We start from the raw sequence: 21,034 nt of genomic DNA, 5'->3' as shown, positions 1-21,034 counted from the left end.
TTAACGTCTTGATTAAGATCTGAATTTATATTTTGTAGGAAGCATCCTACAGATCAGGTCATGCGGTCTTATGTTAAATGTATTTTTGGCGGCCTATATTAGGTGATAGTTAGATTTAATTGTTATCCAATAATTAAATCTGGTGGAAATATAAATAAAAACAAACAGATTAACAATTTTTGATTTGCTTATTTTTTGCAAAAAACCAGGTGATTAATATGATAATAAATAGAATAGCGCCATCTGCTCGTTTTCGTAAAACGCTACTGGCCAGTCTGTTGTTCCCTCTTTTTAGCCCTCTTTATAGTTGGGCGGCACAGACTATTAGTGTCACCGATGGTAGCGCTGTTTCTATCTCTGGCGATTACGGCACAGATGATAACTACCAACCAAGTGTGGTGGTGAAAGGCCCTGGCAGCACTATTATCGGGGCTTCCGACCTTAGTATTCATACCACGGGGCTGATGGGCAATGGTGTTGAGGTGTCTAATGGTGGCGCACTGAATTTGAATGGGTCCACCATCAAAACCGAAGGTGAGGTTGCCTATGGTATCCGTAATAATAGTGGTACGGTTAATTTGCAGAATGGGACAATAGTTACATCAGGTTCAAGCGGTAATGGTATTTACACCTCTGGTGCAGGAAACCGTGCTGATATTAATGGCACCGTGTTTAATATTCTCGGCGGGCTTGCTAACGCGGTGTCAGGTTATGATGGCACCTTATTGACGGTAAATAATGCAACGATAAATATTAGTGGTGGATATGGTATTTATCTAAGTGGTGTCGGGAGCTTATTAACTGGCGAAAATAACGTCATTAATAATACTAGCTCTTATAGTGGTACTGGTGTCTATATTACTAATGGTAGCTTAAATTCCACACTGAATAATACGACACTTAATATGACCAATGCTTATGCAGGGATCGGTGTGGGTAAAGATTCGGCTATTACGATGAATGGTCTAACCGTCACGGGTAATATTAATAACGTATTCGATATCAATGGCAGTGCCAATATCAGCAACGCCAATATTGATTTGGCGTCTGGTTCGGTATTGCGGGCGATGGGCAACAGCCTGACCAACAAGGCGGTCATCGTGTTAAATAACGTCAATGCCCTCTCTCGTAGTGGCAATTCCGCGTTGGTTAACGTGAATATGAACGCCGATGTCACCATTAATGGCGGTTCTTACCACTCCCAAGGCACATATGCCATGGGGATTTGGGTGCCGGATAACAGCTCGTCGGTGAGAGTCACTAACGCCACAGTGATGACTGATGGTAATAATGCGACCGCCATCGAGAATCGGGGAACCGCGATTGTTGACCAGACCACGGTGAAAACTACCGGGGATAATTCCCACGGTATTTACTCTCAATCGATCTTTAACGCCACCAATATGGCTATTTCGACCACGGGTGTTGGCAGTGTGGGTGCTACCGCCGCCAGAGGTGGCAACCTGAATCTTGATGGGGCGACTATTGAGACTACCGGTGCTTCCGGTATGGTGCTGGGCACTTTCATTGGCTCATCAATCAGTGCGAAAAATGTGGACGGTAGTTCTACTGGTGCCAGCGCCTATGCGCTGTGGACGCAAACCAGCAGCTCTATTTTGCTGCAAGACAGCCGCATCATCACAACCGGTATGAATGCTGGCGGTATTTACGCCGCAGGCGCTGACACCATTTATAGCCAGGTGACGTTGGATAACACTCAGATTATCAGTCAACAGGGGGCGGGTGTTCGAGCTTATGGCGCCAATATAAATATTGATGTGAAAAATGGTTCGCAGCTCAGTGGTGGCAACGGCTTACTGGTAAATGCCAGTACCAATGTTGGCACCACCACCGCGCCACTGGATATTATCAGTAACGTCAATTTGCATGCCGATAACCACTCTATTCTGGTGGGTGATATTCAGGCCGATGCCAATAACAGTGTCAGTCTGGCGCTGAAAAATAGCTCAGTTTGGACCGGTGCTGCGCGTAACGCCCAAAATATTGATATCGACAGCAGTAGTATCTGGAACTTGACCAACAATACAGATGTCGGCTCACTGAACGTGCTGGGTCAGATAAACTTTATTCCAGCGGTTAGTCGCCTCCCTGGTACCAGTATTCCGGGCGGCAATTTCAGAACCTTAACGGTGAATGGCGACTTAACCGGCAACGGCAGTTTTGTCTTTAATGCGCAATTAGACGATGACAATTCACCGGCTGATAGGCTGCATATCACGGGCAGTGCAACGGGTGAGCACTACGTTAAAGTCGTGAATCAAGGGGGATTAGGCGCGTTAACCACCGGCGCAGGAATTAATCTGATTCAGGTTGATGGCGATGCCCTCTATGGTCAATTTTTGATGAGTGACATGGTTACCGCCGGAGCTTACCAGTATTACCTATATCAGGTTGATGGACATAACTGGAATTTACAATCCTATCTGGCACCGGTTGGCCCCACCGATCCGGGTAAACCGACAGTTGTTGACCCAAATCGCCCGATACAACCGGCGATCGCTTATCGTAATGAAGTGCCGGGCTACATTGCTGCGCCTTGGCTCAATGCCTTTTACGGCTTCAGCACACTGGGCCGCTTACACGAGCGCCGTGGATCGGCCGCTGGGGCTAACAATGGCTTTAATCAAGACTCTTGGGGCCGGATCAGCGGGCAGCGAAATACCTTCGAAGCAGGGCGTTTTAGTTATGACTCCGATATCTGGTTCGCTCAGTTGGGCCATGATTTTTATCAGGGCGAAAATGCGGCCGGAACGCAGGCCACGGCCGGGGGGATGATAACACTCGGTAAGCAGGAGACTGAGACGCAGGATAAGGCGCGCGCGGTGCGTGCGGGGTTATCAATCAATACCGGCAAAATCAAAACTGATGCCTATGGTTTGGGGGGGTATTACACGTTGATGACACGGCAGGGGGGATATATCGATCTCGTCGGTCAGGGGACGCTATACCGCAACAGCTATCAAAGCCAGCATGATGCCAGACAGAATGGTTATGGTGTGGCGATGTCAGCCGAAGTCGGTCAAGCATACCCTGTTGTTGGTAACTGGAAAGTGGAACCCCAGGGGCAGTTGCAATATCAATATCTGAATTTGAATAGTTTTGCTGATGATATTTCTGGGGTCAATGGCACCTCCTATTCTGTCGGGCAAGCCCGCGCGGGTGTACGAGTATTCAGTGAGGCGACTAAACAGCAAGCGATTAAGCCCTACTTATCTACGGATGTGATCTATCAGCTCGGTGATAACCCAGAAGTGACTATTGATACCACGACTCTTCGCCCTGAATTCAGTAAAACCTACTGGCAAGGGGCGGCGGGTATTAATGCTAAAGTGAATAGCAACGTTGATATCTATGCGGATGTTAAATACCAAAGAGCTTTTGATGGCAAGATGGACGGTTACGCCGGTAATTTGGGTATTAACGTCAGTTTCTAAGTGATAAGAGCGAGTTAGCTATTGATTTTCAGGCCATTTTCACGCGGTGGCCTTCGCGCTTTAAGACAATAAAAAAGGCTACAAACCCTGGGTTTATAGCCTTTAACGATCTTTTGTCAGTCTGCTTAGCGCATTGTGACAAACTCTTCGGCGGCCGTTGGGTGGATAGCGACAGTGTTGTCGAAATCTTTCTTGGTTGCGCCCATCTTCACTGCCACGGCAAAGCCTTGCAGGATCTCATCCATACCGAAGCCGATACCATGGATGCCGACAATCTTCTCTTGCGCACCAACGCAGACTAACTTCATCCGGCAGGGTTGGCGGTGCTGAGTGACAGCGCTGTACATCGCGGTGAATGACGATTTGTACACTTTCACTTGGTCGTCGCCAAACTTCTCGCGCGCTTGTGGTTCAGTCAGACCAATAGTGCCGATAGGGGGGTGGCTGAATACCACGGTCGGAATATTGCTGTAATCCAGGTGCTCATCCGGCTTGTTATTGAACAGGCGCTCAGACAGACGGCGGCCCGCCGCGACGGCCACCGGTGTCAGTTCAACCGCCCCGGTATTATCACCGACGGCATAGACCCCTGGGACGTTAGTATTTTGGAACTTATCAACCTCAATGTAGCCTTTCTCATTGGTTTTGACGCCGCTGGCGGCCAGATTCAGGTTGTCGGTTGCAGGTTCACGGCCAATCGCCCAAATCAGGTGATCAACAGTCACTGCAGTGCCGTTTTCCAGTTGTAGTGTCAGGCTGCCATCTGCATTTTTAATAACCGCTTTTGGCACCGCTTCGGTATGGAGCTTCGGCCCTTCGCTGTTCATCACTTCCAGCAGGGTTTCCACAATCAGCGGATCAAAAGTCCGCAGTGGCGCATGTTTGCGCACAAACAGATGGGTCTCGGTGCCTAACCCATTGAGTACGCCCGCGATCTCTACCGCGATATAGCCGGCACCCACCACGGCAACGCGCTTTGGCATTTCGTCCAATTCAAAGAAACCATCGGAATCAATACCATATTCAGCGCCTGGAATATCCGGATGGCTCGGACGGCCCCCGGTGGCGATCAGGATGTGGTCAGCGGTGATTTTTTCACCGTTAACTTCCACGGTATGTGCATCAACAAAACGTGCATAGCCATGAATCACATCAACTTTATTATTACCTAAGCCGCGCTCATAAGATTGATGGATACGATCGATGTAAGCAGTACGATTGGCAATTAGCTTTTTCCAATCGAAATGATTCACTGTGGTGTCGAAGCCGTAGTCTGGGCCATACAAATGAATTGCTTCCGCAATTTGCGCGGCATGCCACATCACTTTTTTCGGCACACAACCAACATTCACACAGGTGCCGCCGAGCTGTTTAGCTTCGATCAGCGCACATTTTTTGCCATACATGGCAGCCCGGTTGATCGACGCGATCCCGCCACTGCCACCGCCAATTGCTAGATAATCGTAATGTTTGGTCATCAGGGTCGTTTCCAAGTCGTTTAAAAATGGCCTAAGAGTTTAACCTTTGCTCGCATTTTGTCGCAAAGGTTGGATCAATGGCTCCGATAGGCAATTGGCATTATTCCGGCACTACCCATTTCACCAGTGTATGACCATGGCCTGATGGCACGAGCGCTTTGTGCAGCCACGGCAACAGCGTGTTCATTTGCTGTTCCAGTTTCCACGGTGGATTAATCACAATCATGCCAGAAGCTGTCATGCCGTGCTGGTCGCTGTCTGGGCGAACTGCCAGTTCAATTTGCAAGATACGGCGGATACCTGTGGCTTCCAGATCCCGTAACATGCGCTTGATTTGCTGACGTAAAACCACCGGATACCATAATGCATAGGTGCCAGTTGCAAAGCGTTTATAACCTTCCTGAATGCCTTTCACCACATCCTGATAATCGGTTTTCATTTCATAGGGTGGGTCAATCAGAATGAAACCGCGGCGAGATGCGGGGGGCAGCTGTGACTTAAGCTGTTGATAACCATCGGCACGCTGGACTTTAGCCCGCTCATCTTTGGCAAATTCATTGCGCAGCAGCGGGTAATCGCTAGGGTGCAATTCGGTCAGATGGATTTTGTCATCTTCACGCAATAAATGACGCGCGATCAACGGCGAACCGGGGTAGTAACGCAACTTCTCGGCGCGGTTAAAGTAGTGGATAGCACTCATGTATGGGGCTAAATCATCAGGTAAATCATCGCGTTGCCACAGTTTCCCGATACCTTCGAGATATTCACCTGTGCGCTCGGCATGCTCACCGCTTAACTGGTAGCGGCCGGCACCGGCGTGGGTATCCAGATACAGGAAGGGTTTCTCTTTCTCTTTCAGCGACTCGATAATCAAGCTCTGAACCGTGTGTTTAAGGACGTCGGCATGGTTGCCGGCGTGAAAACTATGGCGATAACTTAACATTTTATATTAACCAATTGATATTTATGGTGAATATTAACTTCACCGAAAATATATGCTGTACATTGTGGCAGTGCTTTTTGCGGTCTATCTTTGTGAATGCAACAAAACATCACAGTCAGAAAGCGCAGCCAGCACATTATGGCAACTAGTATAAACTGTCTGGTGGATAAAAAGTGAAATCAAAAGGATTAAGGTCGCCTGCCATTGATTTTCGTGCCCGCAGACCTCATGTTAATTGTTCAATCATCACTTATTCTCCACCGCTCGGCCCGCTCTGGCGCTGGAATTCAAAATCATAATCAGGACTGCCCTATGACAAATCCGCTGTTGACCCCGTTCTCCCTGCCGCCATTTTCTGCTATTCGCCCTGAAGATATCGTGCCTGCGGTAAAATCCGCTTTGGATGAATGCCGTCAAGCGGTGGAGCGGGTTGTTGCCCAGCCGGGGCCTTTCACCTGGGATAATCTGTGCCAACCACTAGCTGAATCGGATGACCGCTTATCACGTATCTGGTCACCGGTCGGGCACTTAAACTCGGTGAAAAACAGCCCGGAATTACGCGCCGCTTATGAGCAAAGTCTGCCATTGCTGTCGGAATATGGCACCTGGGTCGGGCAGCACAAGGGCTTGTATCAGGCTTATGTCAGCTTAAAAGAGGGGCCGGGTTTTGAGGCGTTGACCGCCCCACAGCGCAAAGCGGTAGAAAATGCCCTGCGTGATTTCCAGTTATCCGGTATTGGTCTGGCGCCTGAGCAGCAAAAGCGCTATGGCGAAATCGTGGCCCGCCTGTCTGAACTGGGTTCGACTTACAGCAACAATGTGCTTGATGCCACCATGGGCTGGAGCAAGCTGATTACTGATGTCGAACAGCTAAAAGGGTTACCGGAAAGCGCATTGGCGGCGGCTAAAGCTATGGCGGAAGCCAAACAGCAAGATGGCTGGTTGCTGACGCTGGATATGCCAAGTTACCTGCCCGTGCTGACCTATGCTGATAGCGCTGAATTGCGCGAAGAGATGTACCGCGCCTTTGCGACCCGCGCTTCTGATCAGGGGCCGAATGCGGGCAAGTGGGATAACAGCGAAATCATGGCTGAGATCCTCACGTTGCGTCATGAACTGGCGCAGTTACTGGGCTTTAACAGCTATGCGGATAAATCGCTGGCGACCAAGATGGCGGAAAGCCCGCAGCAGGTGCTGGGCTTCTTAAATGATCTGGCCAAACGCGCGCGTCCACAGGCGGAAGAGGAGCTGGCACAGCTACGAGCATTTGCGGAAAAGCATTATGGTGTCAATGAGTTAGCCGCGTGGGACATCACCTACTACTCCGAAAAACAGAAGCAGCATCTATTCTCTATCAGTGATGAACAGTTGCGCCCTTACTTCCCTGAACAGCGTGTCGTCGAAGGGCTGTTTGAGGTGGTGAAGCGCATTTATGGTATCACCGCCAAAGAGCGCCATGATGTGGATACCTGGCATCCGGATGTGCGTTTCTTCGAACTCTATGATGCCAGTGGTGAGCTGCGCGGCAGCTTCTACCTTGACCTGTATGCCCGTGAACATAAGCGTGGCGGGGCGTGGATGGATGACTGTGTCGGTAGCTTGCGCTTGGCGAACGGCCAACTGCAAAAACCGGTGGCGTACCTCACTTGCAACTTTAACGGCCCAGTTGGCGGCAAACCGGCGCTATTTACCCATAATGAAGTGACCACTTTGTTCCATGAGTTCGGCCATGGTTTGCATCATATGCTGACCAAAATTGATACTGCGGGCGTCTCGGGTATCAATGGCGTGCCGTGGGATGCGGTCGAATTGCCAAGTCAGTTTATGGAGAACTGGTGCTGGGAGCCGGAGGCGCTGGCGTTTATTTCCGGCCATTACCAAACCAATGAGCCGCTACCGCAAGAGATGCTGGATAAGCTGCTGGCGGCGAAAAACTATCAGGCCGCGCTGTTTATTTTGCGTCAACTGGAGTTCGGGCTATTTGATTTCCGCATGCATTATGAGTTCGATCCGCTGACCGGCGCGCAGATCCTGCCGATCCTGTATGAGGTGAAAAAACAGGTCGCGGTGGTGCCGTCACCAACATGGGGCCGCTTCCCACATGCCTTTAGCCATATCTTTGCCGGTGGCTATGCCGCGGGTTACTACAGCTATCTGTGGGCGGAAGTGCTCTCTGCTGATGCCTTCTCGCGCTTTGAGGAGGAGGGGATTTTCAATGCCGCTACCGGCCAATCTTTCCTCGACAATATCTTGTCCCGTGGCGGTTCAGAAGAGCCAATGACACTGTTCAAGCGCTTCCGTGGTCGTGAGCCGCAGTTGGATGCTATGCTGCGCCATTACGGTATTAAGGGCTAGAATGTGTCACAGGTAAGTATTTGTTTATTGTCTGAAGCAGGCGCCGATCCCGGCGCCTTGTCGATTCTGGCTGAGCGCTGGGGATTGGTGTCTGACGAGCAGGCGGTTATGGCGCTGGTGTTGACCCCCGAGCGCCTTGAGTTGCGCAAGCGAGATGAGCCAAAACTCGGCGGCATTTATGTTGATTTCGTCTCCGGCACGTTGGCCCATCGCCGCAAATTTGGTGGCGGGCGGGGTGAAGCCGTCGCCAAAGCGGTTGGCATCAAAAAAGGTTATCTTCCGCGCGTGGTTGATGCTACCGCAGGTTTGGGGCGCGATGCTTTTGTTCTGGCGGCGCTAGGTTGCCAGGTGCAGATGCTGGAACGTAATCCGGTGGTGGCGGCTTTGCTGGATGATGGTTTGCGCCGTGGGTATCAGGATGCTGAGATTGGCCCTTGGTTGCGTGAGCGTTTGACGCTGCTACATGCCTCCAGCCTGACGGCGTTGGCGGCAATTGAGCCACGGCCGGAAGTGGTGTATCTCGATCCAATGTACCCGCATCGGCAGAAAAGTGCGCTGGTCAAAAAGGAGATGCGGGTATTTCAATCGCTGGTGGGCGCTGATGAAGATGCCGATGGCTTACTGGCTCCGGCCCGTGCGCTGGCAACCAAGCGGGTGGTGGTTAAGCGCCCGGACTATGCCGAGCCGCTGGCCGGTATAGCTGCGCAGGCGGCGGTGACCACTAAAAGCCACCGTTTTGATCTCTATTTGCCTTAGCTACCCTTAGTTTAAATTCAGGCTGTGGCGAAATAGGGCTGGCAGCCTGCTTTTTATGCTTGATAAGTTACTACGCGGTGAGTTGTGGGCTGGTAATAAAGTTATTTAAGGTGAGCTGATGCCAACCGATGAGTCTTATCATCATATCGGTTTCATACACGTTATTATCAAAATCAATCATTAGATAAGTGATATCTCTCACTGCATCATATTTTTGCTGTATTTCCGTTTGCCCGCTAAAACTGAACCTATTTACCATGGCAATATTCCGATCGCCAAATAAGAGTGGCGACAAATCGATCTTATCTTTATCTGATTTGAAATCGTGAATGGTATCACTAGATGTTGAGGTGGAGTCACTGGTTCTATTATAGCGGAAGATATTGTTCCCTTCGTCACCCCATAGATGATCAGCACCTGCACCACCAGTCAGAATATTATCAACATCGTTGCCAACTAATTTGTCATTGCCACTACCGCCGATGGCATTCTCTATTACTACATCGGCAGCAATAGAGATATTCGCCACTAAGCCACCGACGTCAGAAAAACTGAGTTCATTAAGATAAATATTTTGGTTTTCGGTATAACCGGAGAAATCGAAAGTATCAATACCACCTGCATCCCAAACACAGAATATTAGCTTATCTGTGGGCGTGTTGGCCGTAAGAAAATCTCTATCACTATTGGAGTTAAAACCATAAGCGGTATTACCGGTGCGGGTGGTTAAATTTGGCCCATAGAGATATTGGACAGCGGCAATATCATATAATTGCGGCGTAGACAGAGAGTTACCACCATAATCAGCCCCGGATGCCTGCTCTGACTGGTAGCTCATGATGCTGACCTGCTGCGTGTGTTGCTGCTCTTCAGGCCAATTTTTTGCACCGTGGGTGTGTTTTAAGCCAAGGGTATGCCCAATCTCATGAGTCAGTATATGAGCGCCATAGTTTGATTGAGTAGGTTTTTTTCCATCACTGGAAAAAGAGTTAAGATATATCGGAGAGAGTATTAAGTTATTTGGATGATAGGCGGCTCCATGTCTATTGTTATCTTGCAAATAACTATAAAAACCGAGATAAGCACTCTCATCTCCAGCAGCTTCAGTAAAATAAATATTAGCTACATCAGCCCAAGACTGCATACTTTTCTTTGCTTGAATAACCTGCATTTTATTAAAGGAGAAAACGTCATCAGCGCTAACTTCAAGGAATTCATCTGCTCTTGGGGGCAGATTAAATGAGTAGTTCAGGCTAATGCCGTATCCATATTTACCCTCACCATTCAGACTGCAATCATGGACTATTCTTGGTGCTATTATTGTCTTTATTTCATTTTTGTAACTTATATACTCTTGTTTGGTTGTTGACTTATTATATCTATTTATGAATGGCATGATTATCCTTGACTTATAAACAATACTATATGTGACCTGGTTAAAAATAGGGCGGTATATTAACAATGAATATTGTTTTTAAAACTCGGATAATCTTAAATTGTTTGTTTAATCATTATCAATAAAACTATAAGTCATTATATAGGTTACCTCCCCATACTCTTTATTTATGTCGTTATAAAGAGTATGGGGGGAGTCATATCTTATTTACAGCACGCCTTGGGCCAACATGGCATCCGCTACTTTGACAAAGCCAGCAATGTTCGCGCCATGTACATAGTGGGTTTGCTTGCCGTCACCGCCATATTCAACACAGGAGTGATGAATATCCAGCATAATGTGATGCAACCGAACGTCTACTTTTTCTGATTTCCAGCTTAAGCGGGCGGCATTTTGCGCCATCTCCAGGCCAGATGTGGCCACACCCCCCGCATTGGCGGCTTTGCCCGGCGCGAACAGGACACCCGCTTCCAGGAAAGCATCTGTTGCCTGAATAGTGGTTGGCATATTTGCCCCTTCGGCCACAGCTTTAACCCCATTGGCAATCAGCTGAAGTGCAGCCGGCAGGTCCAGTTCATTCTGTGTCGCGCAAGGTAAGGCGATATCAACCGGCACACTCCATGGCTGTTGATCCGCCAGATAAACCAGATTACGTTCACGGGCATAGTCTTCAATGCGGCCATAACGTTTGTTTTTAATCTCAGCCAAATGGGCCAGTTTTTCCGGTGTGAAGCCCTCTTCATCCACCACTGTGCCGCCTGAATCAGAGGCCGTAATGACTCTGGCACCCAGCTCCATCGCTTTTTCAATGGTGTATTGCGCCACGTTTCCGGCACCGGAAACTGACACTCTCCGACCTTCAAAACCTAAACCGTGGCGTTTTAACATGGCATCGGTGAAATAGACTAAACCGTAGCCGGTCGCTTCTGGGCGAATCAGGCTACCGCCGAAGGACAACCCTTTACCGGTGAAGACACAAGCGGTGTTATTCGACAGCTTTTTCATCATGCCAGACATAAATGCCACTTCACGGCCACCGACGCCAATATCACCTGCCGGAACATCTGTATCTGGGCCAAGGTGGCGATACAGCTCAGTCATCAACGCCTGACAAAAACGCATGACTTCAGCCTGGCTTTTCCCTTTCGGATTAAAATCAGAACCGCCTTTACCGCCACCCATAGGCAAGGTTGTCAGGGCATTTTTGAAGGTTTGCTCAAAACCAAGGAATTTAAGAATTGATAAGTTGACTGATGGGTGGAAGCGCATTCCGCCCTTATAAGGACCAATCGCTGAGCTAAACTGAACACGCCAGGCACGGTTAACTTGTACCTTACCCTGATCGTCACTCCAGGCCACTCGGAATTGAATCACCCGTTCTGGCTCGACTAAGCGCTCCAGTAGGCTTTGTTCACGGTAGTGTGGGTTCTGTTCCAGAAAGGGCCAAAGCGAGGTGAAGACTTCACGCACGGCTTGGAGATATTCTGGTTGGTTGGCATCACGTTGTTGTAACGACCCTAAAAACGACTCCAGAGAGATTAAATCATTCATTACTAATCATTCCTTGTACCAATTAAGACTCTCCCGACAATTATTTCTAACTATTATTTTTATAAAAATAGTAGGGAGACGATGTTGTGCATCATCGACTATATCATTGGTTTATATTCATACAGCAAGGGATTTTGAGAAAAGTTAGCAGGGTTATCAATGAGTGGCGGTGGGGGTGATGTCACCAAAAGCACCATAAAAAACGCCCGCGAAAGGCGGGCGTGAGCGGTGATAACGTTAAGCTAGATTGAATGAACGCTTAATCGTCTTCGCCATTTTCGTCATCGCGCAGAGGCACGATTAGCATATCGACATGCACGGTGTTGATCAGCTGACGCGCTGAAGACATCAACTTACTCCAGAAGTCCTGATGATGGCCACATAGCACCAAGTCCATATCATATTTCTTAATGGCATCAACCAGTACTTGGCCCAAGTCGCCGCTACCACTCAGGGTTTGCTCAATCGGGTAGCCCGCATTCTGCGAAAGTTCAGTTAGTGCATTGTGAGTCTCTTCAGAGATGCGCTTTTGCATATCGCCAAGATTAACGTCGATCAGGCCGGTATAGAGATCTGAGTAGTTAACATCAACATGGATCAGGGAAACTTTGGCATTGTACGGTTTGGCCATAGAGACCGCTTTTTCCACCAACACCTTGCTTTCCGGAGATAGGTCAACCGCAATCAGAATGTGTTTGTAAGCCATAAGTAAACTCCTTCCATAATGTTAATTAATGGGTAAGCAAACATTCAACCTGTTGAACGGGTGCTAACGCGATATCGACATAGTAGCATTATGACCCCTAACTGAAGTGTTTCACGGATCACAACACACTGTTTTGACGATGATCACTAAAGTAACCCTATATCGTTTTACATCTATTTGTGCCGAGGTGTAACTCAATTCTGCCGTTTATAGCCTCGGGACATTATCCGGTCACTCGAATTTAGAGCAGATCATTATCTAAAGTATAGCGCTGATAAAGCACCCCAATGAACGGAATTTCATATTTGTGATGCAAATATAATTGAGTGAAAGCAGTGGTCAAGTTTATCTAATTCAGTTAAGCAAGATTAATGTCTGAGCGATTTTTGTATGAATTCAGCGCGTTTACCAGCAAGTAAGATTCGACTTAAGTTAAGGCTAATCGATACTTAATAACGGCCAAAACGGCATAATTTAGAGATTATCAGGCTATTTTCCATTTCATTTCCTACACTCATAAAGGGAGTCCTACACGTTCGGATGTTGTGTCGAGCAAATAACAGGTCGAACCACCATGAGAAAGCGAACGATAGGGGGTGGCTTTTTAAGCCCTGGGGGTGTTTGTATCGGCTAGAGTGAGCGATGGCGCAAAGGTTCAGGTCACTGATCCAATGTGTGAAATATCGCTGGGAGGATGATTATGATCAGTACCGTCGCGCTTTTTTGGGCTTTGTGTGTGGTATGTGTGATTAATATGGCACGTTATTATTCATCATTACGTGCTCTGTTGGTGGTATTACGTGGCTGCGACCCGTTGCTGTATCAATATGTTGATGGCGGTGGATTTTTTACCTCCCACGGTCAGCCGAGCAAACAGATTAGATTAGTGGGTTACATTTTTACTCAACGCTATCTTGACCATCATGATCCCGAGTTTATCCGCCGCTGTGAGCGGTTACGTGGGCAATTTATACTGACTAGTGCATTGTGTGGTTTGGTCGTGGTGAGTTTGATGGGGTTAATCTTGTGGTATTAGCATCAATGATGGGCAGAGTAGTATTTAAAAAGGCGACCTGTTAAGGCCGCCTTTTTGTTTATTATCACCGTTCAGTACACTGTACCGTTCGATATTATCATCGTGTTGCATGCAGACACACGGTGATAGTAAAAGGTTTCGCTGGGTTAAATAAACTTCAATGCGACCCAGTACAGCCCACCGGAAAGAAGAATAGAGATTGGTAGGGTTAATACCCATGCCAACATAATGTTCTTAACCGTCTTACTCTGCACCCCACCGCCATCAACCAACATGGTCCCGGCAACCGCTGAAGAGAGCACTTGAGTTGTCGATACTGGCATACCGGTATAACTTGCAATCCCGATGGAAACCGCCGCAGTCATCTGGGCAGAAACCCCTTGCGCATAGGTCATGCCTTTCTTACCAATTTTTTCACCAATTGTTACAGCAACACGTTTCCAGCCAATCATAGTCCCCAAAGAGAGGGCCAGAGCGACGGCAACGATAATCCAGGTTGGTGCGTACTCCACAGTTTCCAACAAATCAGTACGTAGATTGTTGAGGAAACGGCGGTCTTCAGCACTGGTTTCTGGCAGCTTGGCAACAGTCCCGGCGGTTTCTGCAACACACATCAGCAAGCGACGCATATGGCTGCGTTGATCAACCGTCAGGTCGTCGTAGCTTTGCAGATTAGCCAGCAGCACCTGTGCATGATCAATGGCTATCATGGCGCGTGAGCTATCACAGTGGAACTGTGCGGGTGTATTCGGCAAGGTTTCTGGTGTCGGCACCAGTGGTTTCAGCGCCACGGCATGAGGCAATGCCTCAACATGTTGCTGATAATATTGTTGCAGATGAGTCACTGCATCGCGGGTGCGGGCAATATCATAACCGGTCGCATTCATATTCACGACAAAGCCAGCCGGAGCCACACCGATTAATACCAGCATGATCAAGCCAATCCCTTTCTGACCATCGTTAGCGCCATGAGAGAAACTCACGCCGATAGCCGATATGATCAGCGCAGTACGGGTCCAGAATGGCGGTTTACGTTTACCGTCTTTCTTTTCACGTTCAGCGGGTGTCAGATGAATACGTTGCTGCTTCTTGGTTCCGTTCCAGTAACGACGTAGCAGGAACACCATCAAGCCGGCAATAACCAGACCCACAATTGGGGATAAGATTAATGACAGGAAGATTTGAATCATCTTAGGAACGTTCAGCGCATCGACAATGGATGTACTGGTCATTAATGCATTGGTTAAACCAATACCGATGATTGCACCAATCAGCGTATGAGAACTGGAGGCTGGGATACCGAAGTACCAGGTGCCCAAATTCCAGATAATCGCCGCCAGTAGCATGGAGAAGACCATAGCCAACCCATGTGCCGAACTGACGTTCAACAGCAGATCAGTAGGCAATAAGTGAACAATGGCGTAAGCCACGCTCAAACCGCCCAGCATCACGCCGAGGAAGTTAAACACCCCTGCCATCACAACAGCAACTTGTGAACGCATGGCGCGGGTATAGATTACGGTCGCAACCGCATTGGCTGTATCATGAAAACCATTAATGGCTTCGTAAAACAGCACGAACATCAAAGCAAGAACTAACATTAGGCCGGTATGGAAATCCAGGCCAGCGAAAAGATGTAGCATAAGCGTTACGCCAGTTTGTGGACATGAACGCGGCGCATTATCAGTGACAATGGGGGGTGGGGAAAAGGAAAATATGACCTTTTTTTGACATGACCGCAGACGAACTGCACTTTTTGAACAACATATGCATGTTATATCAGCAGGTTACTTAATTTTACCGTATGAGACATTTTCTTACTATAGCGATCTTTCGGTGAGCGACTTACAATCCCCCGCCGCTAATTTGTCGGTTGAATGCCCTAAATAAGATAATAAGTAGGCAATATGGGCAATTTTGCAGCAATGATGTTTTTATTCAGTGAGGCCCAGTGTGGAACAGTTTGATGTGGTAGTGATAGGTGCAGGTGCTGCGGGGCTATTTTGTGCCGCTCAGGCCGGACAAGCAGGGTGTCGGGTGCTATTGGTCGATAACGGCAAAAAAGCGGGGCGCAAAATATTGATGTCCGGTGGTGGCCGCTGTAATTTCACCAACATGTATGCCGAACCTGCCGCCTACCTGTCACAGAATCCTCATTTCTGTAAGTCTGCCTTGGCGCGCTATACCCAATGGGATTTTATCGATCTGATGAATCGTCATGGTATCGCCTGGCACGAGAAGACACTGGGACAACTTTTTTGCGATGATTCCGCGCAGCAGGTGGTGGAGCTTTTGCTGAAAGAGTGTGAATTGGGGCAGGTAGTGATCCGGTTGCGCAGTGATGTGCTGTCAGTTGAAAAAAGTGAAACTGGCTTTTTGCTCCAGATTAATGATGAAAAAGTGAGCGCTCACTCACTTGTTGTCGCTTCTGGTGGGCTATCAATGCCCGGTCTTGGCGCTTCCCCATTCGGCTATAAGCTGGCAGAGCAGTTTGGTTTGAAAGTGTTGCCCACCCGCGCGGCATTGGTGCCTTTTACCTTGCATAAACCCTTGCTGGAACACCTGCAAACACTATCCGGTGTTTCAGTTCCGGCCGTCGTCACGGCAGAAAATGGGGTTAGCTTCCGCGAGAGCATTTTATTTACCCATCGTGGACTTTCTGGCCCGGCCATTTTGCAGCTATCAAGCTATTGGCAGCCTGGGGAGTATGTGAGTATTAACTTACTTCCTGACACTGATCTGGAGGCTTTCCTGAACAACGAACGGCAAGCACACCCCAATCAGACCCTGAAAAATACCTTGGCTCAACTATTACCCAAGCGCTTGGTGGAGTGCCTGCAGACGTTGGAACAACTGCCGGATGTCACCCTGAAACAGTTAAATGCACCGCAGCAGGCTGCGCTGGTAACCCATCTTCAGCAATGGCGGGTACAACCTAATGGAACGGAAGGCTACCGAACCGCTGAGGTCACCATTGGCGGCGTAGACACTCAGGAGCTATCTTCTAAGACGATGGAGGCTCATAAAGTGCCAGGATTATACTTTATTGGTGAAGTGGTCGACGTCACGGGCTGGTTAGGGGGATACAACTTCCAATGGGCCTGGAGTTCAGCTTGGGCTTGTGCGCAGGCAGTGGCTGCTGTGAAGTAAAAATAGAGTTTATTTATATCTGTACAGTAAGATGAGCGCCAGTTGGTGTTCGGGTGAGTTGGTAGCAACTTCTTATTGGCTTGCAAAAAATATAGGCGATGCTAACAGGGATCGTCTCTTTACTTATATTTTTTTAAAACAACCAATTATTTTTAGCGAGCTTTTAGATATTACTACGATTTATAAGTGGCATTAATGTTATAGGGTTATGATAGTGTCTTATATTTTAGTACAGATAAATACTGGGATATTGAAAGTCGTAAATACATATCCATCCCCTTGCTGATAAATCCGGATCCGAAATCCTCGATCCTTAAACAGATAAAAGTCAGGAACAAATGAAACTAACATTCTAGCCTGATCGTCGCTCAACGCTGAATGGGTAGATAACATGACTATCTCATTACCATTATGAGTGTAATTAAATGATAATTGCTGCGATATTCTCTGGGGCCTCTCTCCTGGCTTACTGAGTTCACCGACTACAGCGACTTCGCCCTCATTACCATTAAAAGTGTATTTAACTTGTACATTGAAGTTTACCTCATTATAGATGAAGTTCATTCTCCCTCGACAAGAAAAGTGATCTGAGTGATAGTCATAGACCATCTTAGCAATATAAGGAGAAAAGGCGAGTGCTGTTAAAAAGACAAAAAACATGAGCGTTTTTTTACCGTTCATTTTTATTCTCTATAATATACAACTTAGTTAAGCAGGACGCAGTATTGTTCGCGCTTTTATCACAAATATGGATGACTGCGCGTGTTCTGAATATATTGATCGCAATATAGGCTAACTGCTCTGGTTGACAGTGGATTTTTTTGTTTTGGATGAAATCTAGATACTCACTACGTGGCCACAAAATAGATGTACTGCTAGCATAAATCTGACACTGGTTCACTTCGCCTATGTGCTGATAGTCGGAAAAAAAGTCTGTATTCTTGCTGGTGTCTTCATGGAAATTTAATAGCAGAAGAGTGAACACACCCAATAGAGTGAATATGAAAAAAAGCTTCACATATAAATTTTTTTGACTGGAAAATAGTGGCTTGGATGGCGGCAATATTTCTACATCAACCGTATCGGGAGCAAGTTTATCCGTCGATGCTTTTTTGACATTGTCCTGCGCCGACTCAGCAGCAGATCCGGAGTTGCTTTCATCGGGGTAGCTCACTGTACCGGTAAATCGAATTCCTTCCTTTGGCACCGTTTTAATGATGTTTTCTTCAATGCCCGAATTTTTCAATGCCTTACGTAATAAGTGTATATTTTGAAAATAGGTGTTGGCATTAGCAAACTGCCCTTTACTTTCCCAAACTTCATAAACAAAGTCACTTTGACTGATGACAGTTCCTTGGCGTTGCAGTAGCAATAATAAGCATCGGCTAACAGGCACGTTCAAGGAAATGGCAGATCCTTGTTCTCCTATTGGCTGCAAACGATGCTCATCAGACAAAAAGCAAACCTTTCCATTAATAATAAATTTAGTATGCATTTCTAATGCCCTGATTAAAAACAAACCACTCTTCTGTACATAAGCACTGCCTAATTCTAGTGTGATTCAATATTTAATGATAAATATAAATTTAGTAAAAATGAATGTTAATCCAATAAAAACAAGTGTTTAACTAGATTCAGTCAACTGCTTTACTCTATGTTTCTCAACAACCAACTCATCTCTTGCTGACTGGCTCTTTCTACCCAAAATTGACTGTACAGAAGCCTTAATAAACTTAAATAAAAAAAGTTAATTACGATAATACGGGATTGTCCCATAGTATTCATCTCACCCAACACAACGGACATAAGCACTGTTGTATGACAGCCAGGAGATAGGATAAATGCTACCGCTGAATAACATGTGTCATATAAATGAAGCTGTTTGTTATATCGAGTCATCTATGGATTTTTAGCCTCATGGTGTGCTGCTCCTATCATGTTGTTAACAAAATCTACTAGGTGTTAACTCTGTGAATATACATTAAAATAACTTTTTATGCTAGCAGCGAGAGTGGAGAGGTTTTAAGATGAAAAAACCAATAATTAACATATAACTGAATAAATTAACTGCAATATGCAGAATGATAATAAAAAACACTAAAACTAACAAACTGGCAATAAAATACTTTGCCATGTGTATGTGATTGCTTTGAGATGAGGATAACCTATATGATCACCATCAATAACCAATCGGTAGAAAAATTGAAAGATATACGCATTTGAATAGGGCTGTGATTTATGGAAAACGGACTTTTTGGTTTTATTATTGATGATGATATTCAGTTTGATATTTCCAATAAAAGATTAACACGAATCTCAGCAGTGTTCCCTGAGCGCTCAATGATTGTGGGTGCCGTTGCTCTCAATGATGTAATGGTAAGATTTTTGAAATGCCTTTTAACGCGAGTCGCGAAGGGCGAACATACGGTTTCAAAGGAAATTTTCCTAAAGGAAGTTTGGGAAGACTATAATCTCGTTGCATCTAGCCAGCAATTATGGAAGACGATACGGGAATTAAAATTTAAGCTTACCTCTATTGGGTTGAGCCAGGATTTCATTATTAATGTTGGGAAGGTTGGTTACGCATTAAATATCCATACCATTACACCACTATTTTATCGCTAATCTTGTCGTACCTATGATGCTTTCAGTTGCTTAAGAGATCTTTAATTATAACTTTGTATTTTTCAGATATAAACAAACAGAGGTTACTGGTAGGTTTATATCGAAGTGTATTATAAGTGCAAGCTGATTATGCTTGCATAATATAATGGAAGATCAAAAACAAAACAGATTACTGTCTTGTTTAGAGATAATTTTATCTTATTTTACTAACTCGCCTATATAGGAGGCATTAACATGACAGTACATAATAAATCGCTAACACAAAAGTTATTACCATTCAGTTTATTAGCATTGTTTCCGCTGGCAACTTCATCGTGGGCTGCCGAAGTTGCAGGTGGAACCATTAATTTTAATGGTTCTGTCGTGACTACCGCCTGCGCGGTGAGCAGCGATAGCGCTAATATTAACGTGGATATGGGGCAGGTGAGAGCTGCTACGTTGAGTGCTGCTGCTAGCGAAGCGCCAACGATGAAGAAATTCTCTATTGTTTTGGAAGATTGTGACTCCTCAGTATCTCAGGATGTTGCGGTAACCTTTAGTGGCACCCCAGATAATGATGATCCTGACAGCCTGGCGGTAGGTTCAAATGGCGGAACTGGCACTGCACAAAACGTCGCTGTTCGTCTTTATAGCGAGGAGGGTTCGGTCGTTAAATTGGGTGAAGCCTCTGGCGCTGTAAACTTACGCGATGGCATTAATACATTAAACTTTGGTGCGAAATATTATTCACCTAAAGGTGGTGCTACTGCCGGTGATGCCAGCACTGTAGCTACTTACACTCTGACTTACTCCTAATTGATAGGTCTGGCAGGGATGGCCAGACCTTAAACTTTATTCCAACATCCAGGTGTTTATTATGCGTATTCTGACTACATTTATCTTGTTGATCACTTCTCTGTGCACATCTGTAGTATATGCCGGCGGAGTCGGGTTAGGTGTAACTCGAATGGTTTATTCAGGATCAACTTCACAATCTTTATTAGACGTCAGAAATACTGATAAAGAATTATCATTTCTTATTCAATCTTGGGTTGAAAATGCTGAAGGGCAGCGCTCTAGTGATTTTGTTATCACACCGCCTCTATTTGTTCTTAAGCCAGAAATGGAAAATGCAGTTAAGGTGATGTTTAATGGACAGCCACCAGCTCAAGACCGTGAGACACTTTATTGGATAACCGTCAAGGCGATCCCTCAATCTGATAAGAAAAGTAGTTCTAATACCCTACAGTTTGCCTCTGCGAGTCGTATAAAGTTGTTTTACCGACCAGATGCACTGACAACGAAAACCAATAATGAAGAGTGGAAAAACCTGCGTGGTGAATTTCATAACGGTAAAATAAAAATAATCAATCCGACGCCTTTTTATATTACGACTATTAACATGAAAGTGGACGGAAAAAATGTTAAGCCAATAATGATTCCACCCAAAAATGCAGTGACACTTGAAGAATCATTTAGCAATGCTCGTCAGATTAGTTACCAAACAATCAACGACTATGGTGCCTGGACGCCGGAGAGTTCTCTGGTTTTAACAGTTAGTTAAGTTATTTTTACTATAAAACAATACAACATAAATAAGATTA

At 46.4% G+C, this 21,034-nt stretch carries 16 protein-coding genes; 8 read left to right on the top strand and 8 right to left on the bottom strand.

Annotation, left to right across the window (positions count from 1 at the left end):
• The first annotated feature begins 218 nt into the window (after positions 1-218).
• Positions 219-3,455: an autotransporter outer membrane beta-barrel domain-containing protein gene (locus tag HRK25_RS05605; protein ID WP_005273506.1), complete on the top strand. Its 3,237-nt coding sequence runs from the start codon at positions 219-221 to the stop codon at positions 3,453-3,455.
• 125 nt (positions 3,456-3,580) lie between these two features.
• Here the strand turns inward: HRK25_RS05605 and gorA are convergent, their stop codons facing one another.
• Positions 3,581-4,933, bottom strand: a complete 1,353-nt coding sequence (gene gorA / locus HRK25_RS05600) for a glutathione-disulfide reductase (RefSeq protein ID WP_005273510.1) — start codon at positions 4,931-4,933, stop codon at positions 3,581-3,583.
• A gap of 100 nt (positions 4,934-5,033) precedes the next feature.
• Complete coding sequence (locus tag HRK25_RS05595; protein WP_032897562.1) at positions 5,034-5,876, bottom strand: 23S rRNA (adenine(2030)-N(6))-methyltransferase RlmJ; 843 nt, start codon at positions 5,874-5,876, stop codon at positions 5,034-5,036.
• Between the two features lie 312 nt (positions 5,877-6,188).
• Between HRK25_RS05595 and prlC the strand changes: the two genes are divergently transcribed.
• Both prlC and rsmJ read left to right on the top strand, forming a co-directional pair.
• On the top strand, positions 6,189-8,231 hold the full coding sequence (gene prlC / locus HRK25_RS05590; RefSeq protein WP_005273518.1) for an oligopeptidase A: 2,043 nt from the start codon (positions 6,189-6,191) through the stop codon (positions 8,229-8,231).
• A gap of 3 nt (positions 8,232-8,234) precedes the next feature.
• Positions 8,235-8,987 carry a 16S rRNA (guanine(1516)-N(2))-methyltransferase RsmJ gene (gene rsmJ, locus HRK25_RS05585; RefSeq protein ID WP_032897564.1) on the top strand — a complete coding sequence of 251 codons (753 nt, stop codon included), beginning with the start codon at positions 8,235-8,237 and terminating at the stop codon, positions 8,985-8,987.
• Between the two features lie 70 nt (positions 8,988-9,057).
• On the opposite strand, the gene HRK25_RS05580 is transcribed toward rsmJ, so the two are convergent.
• From HRK25_RS05580 to uspA, 3 genes are all read right to left on the bottom strand, one after another.
• Positions 9,058-10,383 (bottom strand): M10 family metallopeptidase C-terminal domain-containing protein, encoded by a 1,326-nt coding sequence (locus HRK25_RS05580; RefSeq protein ID WP_005273523.1) that lies wholly within the window; start codon positions 10,381-10,383, stop codon positions 9,058-9,060.
• 207 nt (positions 10,384-10,590) lie between these two features.
• Positions 10,591-11,934, bottom strand: a complete 1,344-nt coding sequence (gene gdhA, locus HRK25_RS05575; RefSeq protein ID WP_005273526.1) for an NADP-specific glutamate dehydrogenase — start codon at positions 11,932-11,934, stop codon at positions 10,591-10,593.
• Between the two features lie 259 nt (positions 11,935-12,193).
• Entirely contained in the window at positions 12,194-12,640 is a 447-nt protein-coding gene (uspA, locus tag HRK25_RS05570; RefSeq protein WP_004874931.1) for a universal stress protein UspA, read from the bottom strand.
• A gap of 700 nt (positions 12,641-13,340) precedes the next feature.
• Between uspA and uspB the strand changes: the two genes are divergently transcribed.
• On the top strand, positions 13,341-13,676 hold the full coding sequence (gene uspB / locus HRK25_RS05565) for a universal stress protein UspB (RefSeq protein ID WP_005273532.1): 336 nt from the start codon (positions 13,341-13,343) through the stop codon (positions 13,674-13,676).
• 146 nt (positions 13,677-13,822) lie between these two features.
• Here the strand turns inward: uspB and pitA are convergent, their stop codons facing one another.
• Positions 13,823-15,319 (bottom strand): inorganic phosphate transporter PitA, encoded by a 1,497-nt coding sequence (pitA, locus tag HRK25_RS05560; protein ID WP_032897566.1) that lies wholly within the window; start codon positions 15,317-15,319, stop codon positions 13,823-13,825.
• A gap of 310 nt (positions 15,320-15,629) precedes the next feature.
• Between pitA and HRK25_RS05555 the strand changes: the two genes are divergently transcribed.
• Positions 15,630-16,826 (top strand): BaiN/RdsA family NAD(P)/FAD-dependent oxidoreductase, encoded by a 1,197-nt coding sequence (locus tag HRK25_RS05555; RefSeq protein ID WP_005273538.1) that lies wholly within the window; start codon positions 15,630-15,632, stop codon positions 16,824-16,826.
• Positions 16,827-17,045: 219 nt separating this feature from the next.
• Here the strand turns inward: HRK25_RS05555 and HRK25_RS05550 are convergent, their stop codons facing one another.
• Both HRK25_RS05550 and HRK25_RS05545 read right to left on the bottom strand, forming a co-directional pair.
• Positions 17,046-17,507 (bottom strand): hypothetical protein, encoded by a 462-nt coding sequence (locus HRK25_RS05550; RefSeq protein ID WP_032897569.1) that lies wholly within the window; start codon positions 17,505-17,507, stop codon positions 17,046-17,048.
• Positions 17,497-18,321, bottom strand: coding sequence for a winged helix-turn-helix domain-containing protein (locus HRK25_RS05545; RefSeq protein WP_005273542.1), 825 nt, complete (start codon positions 18,319-18,321; stop codon positions 17,497-17,499). The genes HRK25_RS05550 and HRK25_RS05545 overlap by 11 nt, the downstream gene beginning before the upstream one ends.
• A 743-nt stretch (positions 18,322-19,064) precedes the next feature.
• On the opposite strand from HRK25_RS05545, the gene HRK25_RS05540 reads away from it, so the two are divergent.
• The 3 genes from HRK25_RS05540 to HRK25_RS05530 all read left to right on the top strand — a co-directional run bounded on the left by HRK25_RS05540 (position 19,065) and on the right by HRK25_RS05530 (position 20,994).
• Positions 19,065-19,451 (top strand): winged helix-turn-helix domain-containing protein, encoded by a 387-nt coding sequence (locus tag HRK25_RS05540; RefSeq protein WP_032897571.1) that lies wholly within the window; start codon positions 19,065-19,067, stop codon positions 19,449-19,451.
• 234 nt (positions 19,452-19,685) lie between these two features.
• Entirely contained in the window at positions 19,686-20,246 is a 561-nt protein-coding gene (locus tag HRK25_RS05535) for a fimbrial protein (RefSeq protein WP_005273547.1), read from the top strand.
• A 61-nt stretch (positions 20,247-20,307) separates the two neighbouring features.
• Positions 20,308-20,994 (top strand): fimbrial biogenesis chaperone, encoded by a 687-nt coding sequence (locus tag HRK25_RS05530; RefSeq protein WP_005273550.1) that lies wholly within the window; start codon positions 20,308-20,310, stop codon positions 20,992-20,994.
• The last annotated feature ends 40 nt before the right edge of the window (positions 20,995-21,034 follow it).

Origin of the sequence: Yersinia bercovieri ATCC 43970 (genome assembly GCF_013282745.1) — a bacterium.
Lineage (GTDB): Bacteria > Pseudomonadota > Gammaproteobacteria > Enterobacterales > Enterobacteriaceae > Yersinia > Yersinia bercovieri.
Note: the sequence above shows the minus strand (reverse complement) of the source record. Positions and strands in the feature narration are given on the sequence as shown.